Here is an 11,036-nt window from a genome sequence, read left to right on the forward strand (position 1 = left end):
GGCGTGCCTTTCACGAGCGGCAGGAGCAGGTCGGAGCCGCGGCGACCGACGGACCCCACCGCGGAACCGGAGGCGCCGGGGTCTGGGATCAGACTAATATTTCGAAAACAGAAATAAAATCCCGGGCTCAGTCGTAGACGGCCTTGACGCACAGCACCGGGCAGGGGCTCTCGAGCAGGACGCGCTGGGCGGTGCTCGCCATGATGATCTTGCCCACGGGGGAGCGGCGCCGGATGCCCAGCACGATGAGCTCGGCCCCGTGCTCGCGGGCGGTGTCGAGGATGACGTCGGCGGGGTCGCTGTCGTGGTCGGGCTCCCGCAGCTCGTAGCGCACTCCGGCACGGGCGAGCCTCTCCCGCTCCACGTCGATGTCTGCCTCGATCTCCGGCGGCTGGTGGCGCCTCGGCCGCGGCTGCACCACCACCAGGTCGGTGCCGCGGCGCTCTGCCTCGAGGATGGCGGCGTCCAGCGCCGCGTGTCCGGGGGCGGTGGGCATGTATCCGACGACGACGGTCACGGGTTCTCCTGGGGTAGCGGCACGGTGGGGCGGAACGGGTCAGGGACCGCGGTGGGGGTCCTGGTCCGCGGGCTCGTCCTCCATGCGGGCGAGGGCCTCCGGGTGCTCGAACCGCACCTTGCGGCCGAGGAACAGGCGGTCGTAGACGAAGTTGACGATCCACAGGCCCAGCCCGATCAGCAGCAGGACCACGGCGATCTGGTACTCGACGAGGTCCTGTGCCCAGGGCCCCACGAGGTAGGCGCAGGTGATCGCGCCCAGGTAGGGCAGGACCCGGGGGGCGTGGAAGTAGTCGTGGGTGGGGCTGTGGTCCTTGCGCAGGATGATCGCCGCGACGTTGACGATGGTGAACACGCCCAGGAGGAGAAGGGCCGTGGTGCCGCCGAGGGCGCTCGCCGTGCCGCTGCCGAGGATGTTGTTGATGACGACGATCAGCGCCATGGCGAGAAGGCTCGTGAACACGATGGCCGACCAGGGGGTGCGCCGGCCCTGCAGGACGTGGCCCAGGAAGTCCGGCAGCACGCCCTGGCGGGCCATGCCGTAGAGCAGCCGGGAGGCCATGAGCATGTTGATCAGCGCGGTGTTGGCCACGGCGAAGATCGTCAGGAACGGGTAGATCGTGTCGATGGGGATGTTGGGGGCGCCGATCCGCACCATGTCCAGCAGCGGCGTGGTCGACTCCCCGAGCACGCCGATGGGGACGACCGCCACGGTGAAGATCGAGACCAGGATGTAGACCACGCCCGTCAGGCCGAGGCCGAAGAGCATCACGCGCGGGAAGTCGCGGCTGGGGTTCTTGGTCTCCTCGACCATGTTGACGGAGTCCTCGAAGCCCACGAAGGAGAAGAACGCGAGCGAGGTCACCGCGGTGAGGGCCAGGAAGATGCCCTTGTCCTCCGAGGTCTCGAACACCATCGTCTGGCTGAAGTCGGCCTGGCCCTGGAACGCCGCCCAGAACCCCACGAGGATGACGATGAGCAGGCCGGTGAGCTCGATCGACGTCAGCACCACGTTGAACGCGAGGCCCTCGGTGACGCCGCGGATGTTGATGGCGGCGAGGATCGCGATGAAGATCACGGCGATCACGGTGATGGTCGTGGTGTCCACCTCCAGCCCGAAGCCGCGGGCGAAGTTCGAGGCCACGGCCGAGGCCGCCGTCGAGGCGGAGGTCAGGCCCGAGCTGAGCACCGCGAACGTCACGAGGAAGGTGATGAAGTGGATGCCGAAGGCCTTGTGCGTGTACAGCGCTGCGCCCGAGGCGCCGGGGTACTTGGTCACGAGCTCGAGGTAGGAGAAGGCCGTGATGGTCGCCACGAGGAACGCCACGAGGATCGGGGCCCACGCGGCGCCGCCGATCTCTCCGGCGATGTTCCCGGTGAGGGCGTACACCCCGGTGCCGAGGATGTCGCCCACGATGAACAGCAGGAGCAGGCCGGGGCCCATGACGCGCTTGAGCTCCGGCTGGGGGCGGGACCGGGTCCCGGATTCGGCTGACTGGGCCATCGGATGCCTCGAATCGGTGGTGACGGGCTGGCGGGCCCCGGCGTGCGGTGACTGTGGCCACAGCCTATGCCACGCCCCGCGCCCGGCCCAGGTGGTGACGACGAGCCGCCGTGTTCCTAGCCTGGGACCATGACGAGCACAGCGCCCCGCTTCCGGCTGACCGAACTCCGCCTCCCCTTCCTGGGCGCCCCGATGGCCGGCGGGCCCTCGACCCCGGCGCTGGCCGCGGCGGTCACGGCCGCCGGCGGCCTGGGCTTCCTGGCCGCCGGCAACCGTCCCGCGGCGGGCGTCCGCGCGGACGTCGAGGAGGTCCGGGCGCGCACGGACGGCCCGTTCGGGGTGAACCTGTTCGTCCCGCAGGCGGCGAACACCGCGGCCCCCGGGACGGCGGTCGACCCCGCCGTGCACCGGTCGGTCGCGGCCTACCGGGAGGCGCTGGAAGACACGGCCCGCCGGTACGGGGTGGAGCTGCCGGACACGGACCCCGCCGACGACGACGGGTGGGCCGCCAAGCTCGAGCTCGTCGAGGCGCTGCGGGTCCCGGTCGTCTCGTTCACCTTCGGGCTCCCCGCGGTCTCCGTGCTGGCGCGGCTCGCGGCGGTGGGCACCACGACGTCCGTCACGGTGACCTCGGTCCCGGAGGCCCAGGCCGCCGTGCGGGCCGGTGCCCACCTGCTGACGGTCCAGGGCCCGGCGGCCGGCGGGCACCGGGGCACCCACCGCGCGGAGGACGTCCCGGGCGAGGAGCCCCTGGTGGAGCTCGTCGCCGCGGTCCGCGCCGCCGTGGACGTCCCGCTCGTGGCCGCGGGCGGCATCGCCTCCGCGGCGGACGCGGACGCGGCCCTGACCGCCGGGGCGGACGCCGTGCAGGTCGGCACGCTGCTGCTGCGCACACACGAGGCCGGGACGTCCGCCGCGTACCGGGAGGCCCTCGGCTCGGGCCGCTACACGGAGACCGCCGTGACCCGCGCGTTCTCGGGACGGCTGGCGCGCGGGGTGCGCAACGGTTTCCTCGACCGCTTCACGAATATGGCCCCAGCGGCATATCCACAGGTCAACCAGATGACCAAGCCCATCCGGGCGGCCGCGGCGCAGGCCGGGGACCCCGAGGCCATCGCCCTGTGGGCCGGTCCGCAGTTCGCGGCCGCACAGGAGGTCCCCGCCGCCGAGGTGGTGCGCGGCATCCTCCGCGCACCGACCGGTCCCTGACGGCGGGTGCCCGGCACGGCCGTCAGCGCACCCCGCGCATCATCCGCCGGATCCAGGGGGACAGCACGAGCAGGGCGGCGCCGACGACGATGGTCACGGCGCCCAGGATCCCGAAGTAGGCGGCCTCGGTCTGCTCGCTGTAGTAGCCGGCCAGCGCGCCGGACAGGGCCGTGCCCAGGGCCACCGACAGGTAGAAGAGGGCGACCATCAGCACGGGATAGGCCCGCGGGGCCAGCCGGGTGGACAGGGACAGGCCCACCGGGGAGACCATCAGCTCGCCCAGGGTGGCGACCAGCAGGATCAGCGCGGCCCACAGGACCGGCACCGAGGACACCCCGACCATGGGCAGGAAGATCAGGAACGCCGATCCCATCAGCACGATGCCGAGGCCGAACTTGGTGGGCGTGCCGGGCTGGCGGTCGCCCAGCTTCGTCCACAGCACCGCGAACACCGGCGCGAGCAGGATGATGAAGAAGGGGTTGAAGGACTGGACCCAGGAGATCGGCATGGTCCAGTCGCCGAGCGCGCGGTCCAGCCGGGTGTCCGAGTAGATCGTGATGACCGTGAACTGCTGCTGGAACAGCGCCCAGAACGCGGCCGAGCCGATGAACAGCGGGATGAACGCCCGCACGCGGGAGCGCTCGTCGTCGTCGACCTTCTTGCTGGTGAGCAGGAGGACGAACAGCGCCACGGCCGCCACCACGATCACCCCCACCACGACGTCGGCGAGGTTGGCCGCGTTGAGCACCCCCGTGAGGGCGGCGGCCACGACGACGGCGATCGCCGCCGCGGCGATCCCCGCCCACTTCCCGTACTGCTCGCGCGGCAGGGGGTTGGGCACGTGGTGGACCTCTGCGGGAAGCTTCCTGCGCCCGAGGGCGTACTGGGCCAGGCCGAAGGCCATGCCCACCGCGGCCAGCCCGAAGCCGAGGTGGAAGCCCCAGGTCTTCTGCGCGAAGCCGGTCAGGAGCGGCCCGAGGAGTCCGCCGAGGTTCACGCCCATGTAGAAGATCGAGAAGCCGGCGTCGCGGCGCGGGTCCTGGCGGTCGTAGAGGGCACCCACGAGATTGGTGATCGTGGCCTTGAGCCCCCCGGACCCGATCGCGATGAGGACGAGACCGATCGTGAGGCCCGCGACGGCGGGGATCAGCGCCAGCGAGACGTGGCCGGCCATGATGAGGACGCCGCTGAGGAACATCGTCCGCTCGGAGCCGAGGAGCCGGTCGGCGACCCACCCGCCCAGGATGGCGAACAGGTAGACGGCGCCGCCGTAGGCGCCCACGATGCCCGCGGCCGTGGCGCGGTCGATGCCGAGCCCGCCCTCGGTGGTGGCGAAGTACATGTACAGCAGGACGATGCCCTGCATGCCGTAGAAGGAGAAGCGCTCCCACAGCTCGACGCTGAACAGGTTCGCCAGCATGCGCGGCTGGCCGAAGAAGGACCGGGCACCGGGGCGGGGGAGCTCCGCGCCGGGGCGGTTGTCGTGGTGGTCGCGCGGGTCGGTGGCGCCGGTGGCGCCGTCCGCCGCGCGGGGGGTGTGGGAAGTCATGCGCACCATGATCGGCCTGCCGGGCGGTCGAGCACCAATCGGTGCGCGCCCGCGGCCGGAGGCCCCGTCGCGCTCACCCCCCGGTGGGCGGTGCCGGCGGCGGGACGGGCGACGCCCGGGACCGCGGTGCACCCACCGCGGTCCCGGGCGTCGCCCGGGAAGGAGCCAGGACTCAGTTGAAGTCCTTCGGGTCGGAGCCGATCCGCCCGCCGTTGTCGAGGCCGCTGATCGCCCGGACGTCCTCGTCGTCGAGCCGGACGTCGAGGGCCGCGTAGTTCTCGCGGATCCGCTCCGGCGTGACGGTCTTGGGGAAGACCACGTTGCCGATCGCCAGGTGCCACGCGATGATGACCTGTCCCGGGGTGGCGCCGTGCTTGCGGGCGATCGAGTCGATCACCGGGTCCTTCAGCAGGTCGCCGCCCTGGCCCAGGGGGGACCAGGCCTCGGTCAGGATGCCGTGCGAGGCGTTGAAGTCCCGCAGCGCGGACTGGTTGAAGTAGGGGTGCAGCTCCACCTGGTTCACCACGGGGACCACGCCCGTCGCGTCGATGATCTCCTGGAGCTCCTCCTGCGGGAAGTTCGAGACGCCGATGGACCGGGCCTTGCCGCTCTCCCGGATCTCCTGGAACGCCTTCCAGGTCTCCAGGTACTTCCCGCGCTTCGGGGTGGGCCAGTGGATGAGGTACAGGTCGACGTACTCCAGGCCGAGACGCTCCAGGGAGGCGTCGATGGCCTTCAGCGCGGAGTCGTGGCCGTGGTCGTCGTTCCACAGCTTGGTGGTCACGAAGATCTCGTCGCGCGGGATGCCGCTGTTCGCGATCGCCCGGCCGACGCCCTCCTCGTTGCCGTAGATCATGGCGGTGTCGATGTGGCGGTAGCCGGCCTCGAGGGCCTGGCCCACCACGTCCTCGGCGATGTCGGCGTCGACCTGCCACACGCCGTAGCCGAGCTGGGGGATGGTCCTGCCGTCGTGCAGGGTGAGGGTCGGGGACTGCGTCGTGGACTGCGTCATGGACCGTGCCTTTCGTGGGGAGACAGCCAGGGGCTGACAGGGAGGGCCGGGAGGAGCTCGTCCGGGCCCGGTGTCCGTCGAACAGTCTCCTGCTGTCGCCGCGCGCTGACAAGAAGGACAGCGTGCTTTCTGCTCTCAGCAATCGGCCTCCGCTGCCCAGCCGCAGCGGGAGGCCCCGGGAAGGCGGGGAACGGTGGCCGCAGCCGCAGCCGGCGGCGGGCGCTCAGCCGTCGGCGCGTGGCCGCCGGGCGGCCGGTCGCCGGTCGCCCCACGGGGGCAGGAGGCGGGGCAGGGCCTCGGCGGCGCCGGCCCGGACGGTCCGGTCGGCGTGCGGGGTGGGCGCGGTGTCCTCGGGGTTGATCTCGACCACGGGCGTCCCGCGGCCGGCCGCGATCAGCGGCAGGGAGGCGGCGGGCTGCACGAGCCCGGACGTGCCCACCACGAGCACGAGCTCCGCCTCGGCCACGGCCGCGGCGGCGCGCTCCACGGCGCCCTCGGGCAGCTGCTCCCCGAACCACACGACCGCGGGCCGCACCGCTCCGCCGCAGGAGGGGCACACCGGGGGGCGCTCGCGGCCCGGCTCCTCGTGGTCGGGCTCCTGGGGAGCGGGTGGTGCCTCCGGACGGGCCTCCGCTGCCAGGCCCGGGAGGAGACGCTCCGGGAACGGGGCGCCGCAGTCCGAGCAGCGGAACGCGAACAGGCTGCCGTGCAGGTGCGCGAGGACCGCGGAGCCCGCCCGCTCGTGGAGGTCGTCGACGTTCTGGGTGACCACGTGGACGCGGGCGCGGTCCGCCCACCGGGCGATCGCCCGGTGTCCGGCGTTGGGGCGGAGCCGGCGCACCTGGCGGGCCCGCCAGAGGTACCAGGACCAGACGAGCCCGGGGTCGGCGTCCCACGCCTCGGGGGTGGCCAGCTCCTCGGGGGACCAGCGGGCCCACAGTCCGGTGCCGGCGTCCCGGAAGGTGGGCACCCCGCTCTCGGCCGACATCCCGGCGCCGGAGAGCACGGTCACGGTGCGCGCGGAGCGCGCCAGCTCGAGCAGCTCGGGGTCGAGGTCGTCCATGCCGCCGACGGTATACGCACGGAGGCTCCCGGACCAGGGTGCCCGGGCCGGTGCGGGGAAACGCCCGGGCCCGTTGGTCGATCCGCACGCGCGCGTGGTGGAATGGAAACCATGAAGTTCAACGTCCAGCGCGTCCTGACCCCCGCCTACCTGACCTCCGTCGCCCTCGTCGTGGTCGGAGTGGTCCTCGGTCTGGCGTGGTACCCCGTCGCGGCGTGGCTGTTCGTGCTCGCCGGTCTCGCGCTCAACGCGATGGCCGTGTCCGTCACCGAGATCAACGACGCCCCGCGCCGTCGTCCGGCCCTCGCCCCCCGCGACGGCGACCGCGGTGGCGACGGCGAGCTCGTCGAGGACCGGGACGAGGACCTCGGGGACGCGCTCCCGCCGGAGGAGCCGGCACGCCGCGCGCCCGTCGAGCCGGACGCCGAGACCGCCGCCACCCCGACCGTCCCGCACTCCGGTTCGAGTCCCCTGCGGGAGCGGCGCTGACCCCGTCACCGGCCGGAAGGGCGGCCGGACCGCGCGCGGAGGAGTCACGGGCACCGCAGCACCTCGCCGGGGGCTGTGGTGGCCGTCATGGTAAATTCGGGGCGATGACCAGCCCCAGGAACCACGTCCACGGCCGCGGCCCCGCTGTGCCGCCGGGCCGCGTGCTGTCCTCGGCGGTCCGGTGCGTGTCCAACGGGACGAACGGCTACCTGAACTCCTGGGGGCCGCTGCTCTCCGGATGCCCCCGGGACGCCTGAGCACTCCGGCCGGGACACCGGCCGGTGCGGCCGGTCAGTCGACGGCCGAGTCCACCTCGTTCCCATCCCACCGACCGGACGGTTGCCAGGCGTGTCCCTCCTGATCATTCTTGCTCTCACCACCCTGCTGTGCCCTGCGGCGGCCGTCCTGGGCCGCCGGGCGGGCCGTGACGCCGGCTGGCCGCTCGCCGCGGGCCTCCTCGTGCTCGCCGGTGCGCTGGTCGCGGTGTGGAACGGCCGGGGGGACGCCGACGCGGTCTCCCAGCAGATCCCGTGGATGCCGACCCTGGGCGTGACCCTCCACCTGCGGCTCGACGGGCTCGGGCTGTTCTTCGGCCTCATCGTGCTGGTCATCGGCGCGGTGGTCATCGGCTACTCGGCCCGCTACCTCGCCAAGGGCTCGCACAGCGCCTTCTACACCCTCATGACGTTCTTCGCCGCGGCGATGCTCGGGCTGGTCCTGGCCGACGACGTGGTCCTGCTGTTCGTGATGTGGGAGTTCACCACGCTGTGCTCCTTCCTGCTCATCGCCCGCTCCGGCCCGCACGCCAAGGACCCGGCGATCCGGACCTTCCTGGTGACCATGGCCGGCGGGCTGTGCCTGCTCGCCGCGGTGGTCGCGATGTGGGTGGCCACCGGCACCACGCGCCTCAGCGACATCCTCGTCGACGACGTGTGGTCCACGTCCCCCGGGTTCGCCGCGTTCGTCGCGGTGCTGATCGCCCTCGCGGCCTTCACCAAGTCCGCGCAGTTCCCCTTCCACGCCTGGCTGCCCGACGCCATGGTCGCGATCACCCCCGTGAGCGCCTACCTGCACGCGGCGGCCATGGTGAAGGCCGGCATCTACCTCATGCTGCGCTTCTCCACGGCCCTCAGCGAGGTGCCGGTGTGGAACGTCCTGCTGATCTCCGTGGGTCTGTTCACCGCCCTGATGGGGGCGGTGTTCGCGCTGCAGCGCAACGACCTCAAGGAGCTGCTCGCCTACTCCACCGTGAGCCAGCTGGGCTTCCTGACGGCGACCATCGGCATCGGCACCTCCTACGCGGTGGTGGGGGCCGTGGTGCACGTGGCGGCCCACGCGCTGTTCAAGTCGGCGCTGTTCATGTCCCTGGGGGTGGTCGACCACCAGGCCGGCAGCCGGGACATCCGCAAGCTCTCCGGGCTGGCGCGGACGATGCCCGTCACGGCCGTCGTGATGACGCTCGCGGCGGTCTCCATGGCCGGGGTCGTCCCGCTGTTCGGGTTCGTCTCCAAGGAAGCCATGTTCAAGGCCATGGCGGAGAGCCCGGCGCCCACCGCGGCGGTGTGGCTCGTGGGCGCCGTGGCGGTCCTGGCCGCGTCCTTCACCTTCGCCTACTCGGCCCGGATGATCATCACGATCTTCCCCGGCCGCCCCGCCCAGGACCCGCCGAAGGAGGCCTCCGCGGCCTTCCTGGCGCCCGTGGCCCTGGTCTCCGTGGCCGGTCTGGTGCTGGGGCTGGCCGGTGTGCTGGCCGAGCCGCTGCTCGGTGCCGCCGCCGCCGCCGTGGCCGGGCCCGACGCCGAGCCCCACCTGGGGCTGTGGCACGGCCTCGCCCCCGAGCTGTACATGTCCGTGGCGGTCTTCACCCTGGGCACGATCCTGGTGCTCGCCCGGAGGAGCGTGGACCGGCTCCTGGACCGGGAGCTGTCGCCCATCACCGGGGTGGGCACGGTCGAGGCGCTGCGCGGCGGCTCCGTTGCCCTGGGCGCGTGGATCGGCGGCCTCACCCGCGCCGACGCCCCCTACCGGCACCTGGTCCCGCCCGTGGTCGTGCTGGTGGCGCTGACGGTCGTCGGCGTGTTCACGGTCGACGTCCCGCCGCTGCACGGGGACGTGACGCGCCCCCTGGACTGGGTCCTGCTCGGCGTGGTCCTGGTCGGGGTGCTCCTGGCCCTGGGCGTGCGCAGCCGGATCGCCCTCGTGACGATCATCGGCGTGGTGGGCTTCGCGGTCGCGCTGTGGTTCTACGAGCTCGGCGCCGCGGACGTGGCGCTGACCCAGCTGCTGGTCGAGATCCTCACCGTGGTGGTGATCGTCCTGCTGCTCAACCGACTGCCCTCCACCTTCCACCGGACCGGGAAGCGGCGGTCGACCACGGCGGCCGTCGTCGCGGTCCTCGCGGGCACCTCCGCCGCCGTGGCCACGTGGGCGCTCACCGGCCGGCGCGGGCTCTCGGACGCGGGCCAGTATTTCCTCGCGGAGGCCAAGACGGAGACCGGCGGGTCGAACGTGGTGAACACGATCCTCGTGGACTTCCGCGCCCTGGACACCCTCGGTGAGCTGACCGTCCTGGGCGTGGCCGGCATCGCGATCGTCGTGGCCCTGGAGTCGCGGGGGCTGCTGCCCAAGCTGCACAGCCCCATCACGGAGCCGCCCGGGTCGCCGATCAGCGACGCCGGGGACAACACCATGGTCCTGCGGGTCACCGAGCGCCTGCTCGGGCCGGTCATCGTGGTCCTGTCCCTCTTCTTCCTGCTCCGTGGGCACTACCAGCCCGGCGGCGGGTTCATCGCGGCCCTCATCGGTGCCGCGGGCATCTCCCTGGTCTATCTCTCGGCGCAGGACGACCGGGTCAGCCGGCTCGGCGTGCCCTACGTGAAGCTCATCGGCGCCGGGGTCGCCGTGGCGGTGGTCGTGGGCCTCCTGGGCCTGGCCGAGGGCTCGTTCCTGCGCGCCCTGCACTTCGACGTGTTCGGGGTCGCGATCACCACGGCGTTGTTCTTCGACGTCGGCGTGTACCTGGCGGTGGTCGGCGTGATCCTGGCCGCGGTCAGCCGTCTCGGCGTGGAGGAGAAGGAACCACCGCCCCTGCGGCGGGTGGGCTCCACCGCGGTGGACGGTCCCGCCCCCCGCCCGACCCCCACCACGGACGAGCCGCACCACCCCAGCACGGCGCCCATGGACCTCAGCAGCATCCGGGTCCTCGACCGGAGTTCCGGACGGCCTTCCGGGGCGTCCGCCGAGCACCCCGACCGACCCCGAGGAGACGATTCCTGATGGCACTCGCACTGACCGTGGGCGTGCTCATCGGAGGCGGCGTGTTCATGATGCTGCGACGTGGCATGGTCCGCCTGATCATCGGCTTCGCCCTCCTCAGCCACGGGGTGAACCTGCTGATCATGTCCACCGGCGGCATCGACCGCCGCGGTGAGCCCCTCGGTTCCTCCCCGGACCCGGCGACCACGGCGGACGCCCTGCCGCAGGCCTTCGTGCTGACGGCGATCGTCATCGCGTTCGCCATCACCATGTACATGCTCGTGCTCGCCGTGACCGGCGACGAGGACGACGACACCGATCTCGAGCTCACCGGCCGGGAGATGGAGACCCCTGACCTGATGGACGACCCCGCAGACAGCACCGGGACGCACGGCGCCGCCCCCGCGGACCCGGATCCGGTGGGCACCCGCTTTTCGAA

Annotated in this window: 10 protein-coding genes; 5 read left to right on the forward strand and 5 right to left on the reverse strand. The window is 72.5% G+C overall.

The features are described from left to right. Positions 1–127 precede the first annotated feature (127 nt). Entirely contained in the window at positions 128–517 is a 390-nt protein-coding gene (locus tag H488_RS35815) for a universal stress protein (protein ID WP_017835095.1), read from the reverse strand. Between the two features lie 39 nt (positions 518–556). Then, complete coding sequence (locus tag H488_RS35820) at positions 557–2,020, reverse strand: APC family permease (RefSeq protein WP_051063846.1); 1,464 nt, start codon at positions 2,018–2,020, stop codon at positions 557–559. Between the two features lie 129 nt (positions 2,021–2,149). Between H488_RS35820 and H488_RS35825 the strand changes: the two genes are divergently transcribed. Then, entirely contained in the window at positions 2,150–3,229 is a 1,080-nt protein-coding gene (locus tag H488_RS35825) for a nitronate monooxygenase (RefSeq protein ID WP_017835097.1), read from the forward strand. Positions 3,230–3,251: 22 nt separating this feature from the next. Here H488_RS35825 and H488_RS35830 read toward each other — a convergent pair whose 3' ends face one another. The 3 genes from H488_RS35830 to H488_RS35840 form a co-directional block, all read right to left on the reverse strand. Further along, positions 3,252–4,778, reverse strand: a complete 1,527-nt coding sequence (locus tag H488_RS35830; protein ID WP_017835098.1) for a peptide MFS transporter — start codon at positions 4,776–4,778, stop codon at positions 3,252–3,254. Positions 4,779–4,950: 172 nt separating this feature from the next. After that, positions 4,951–5,790: an aldo/keto reductase gene (locus H488_RS35835; protein WP_017835099.1), complete on the reverse strand. Its 840-nt coding sequence runs from the start codon at positions 5,788–5,790 to the stop codon at positions 4,951–4,953. Between the two features lie 223 nt (positions 5,791–6,013). After that, positions 6,014–6,853 (reverse strand): SIR2 family NAD-dependent protein deacylase, encoded by an 840-nt coding sequence (locus tag H488_RS35840; protein WP_017835100.1) that lies wholly within the window; start codon positions 6,851–6,853, stop codon positions 6,014–6,016. A 111-nt stretch (positions 6,854–6,964) separates the two neighbouring features. Here H488_RS35840 and H488_RS0119360 point away from each other — a divergent pair, with 111 nt between their 5' ends. The 4 genes from H488_RS0119360 to H488_RS35850 form a co-directional block, all read left to right on the forward strand. Then, a complete protein-coding gene (locus H488_RS0119360; RefSeq protein WP_017835101.1) occupies positions 6,965–7,342 on the forward strand; it encodes a hypothetical protein in 378 nt (125 codons plus the stop codon). A 104-nt stretch (positions 7,343–7,446) separates the two neighbouring features. After that, the gene (locus H488_RS37585; protein WP_160291625.1) at positions 7,447–7,599 is read left to right on the forward strand and encodes a hypothetical protein; all 153 of its coding nucleotides are present in this window, start codon (positions 7,447–7,449) and stop codon (positions 7,597–7,599) included. A 91-nt stretch (positions 7,600–7,690) separates the two neighbouring features. Then, positions 7,691–10,618, forward strand: a complete 2,928-nt coding sequence (locus H488_RS35845) for a DUF4040 family protein (RefSeq protein ID WP_017835103.1) — start codon at positions 7,691–7,693, stop codon at positions 10,616–10,618. Beyond that, the coding region (locus H488_RS35850; protein WP_017835104.1) for a sodium:proton antiporter at positions 10,618–11,036 on the forward strand (419 nt) is incomplete at its 3' end. The genes H488_RS35845 and H488_RS35850, both read left to right, overlap by 1 nt.

Origin of the sequence: Kocuria sp. UCD-OTCP, assembly GCF_000349605.1 — a bacterium.
Taxonomy (GTDB): domain Bacteria; phylum Actinomycetota; class Actinomycetes; order Actinomycetales; family Micrococcaceae; genus Kocuria; species Kocuria rosea.

Bases quoted from the DNA above. Each gene is read 5' to 3' on its own strand.
- H488_RS35840 (WP_017835100.1), bottom strand. From the start codon at position 6,853: ATGGACGACCTCGACCCCGAGCTGCTCGAGCTGGCGCGCTCCGCGCGC.
- H488_RS37585 (WP_160291625.1), top strand. From the start codon at position 7,447: ATGACCAGCCCCAGGAACCACGTCCACGGCCGCGGCCCCGCTGTGCCG.
- H488_RS35835 (WP_017835099.1), bottom strand. From the start codon at position 5,790: ATGACGCAGTCCACGACGCAGTCCCCGACCCTCACCCTGCACGACGGC.
- H488_RS35820 (WP_051063846.1), bottom strand. From the start codon at position 2,020: ATGGCCCAGTCAGCCGAATCCGGGACCCGGTCCCGCCCCCAGCCGGAG.
- H488_RS35830 (WP_017835098.1), bottom strand. From the start codon at position 4,778: ATGACTTCCCACACCCCCCGCGCGGCGGACGGCGCCACCGGCGCCACC.
- H488_RS35825 (WP_017835097.1), top strand. From the start codon at position 2,150: ATGACGAGCACAGCGCCCCGCTTCCGGCTGACCGAACTCCGCCTCCCC.
- H488_RS0119360 (WP_017835101.1), top strand. From the start codon at position 6,965: ATGAAGTTCAACGTCCAGCGCGTCCTGACCCCCGCCTACCTGACCTCC.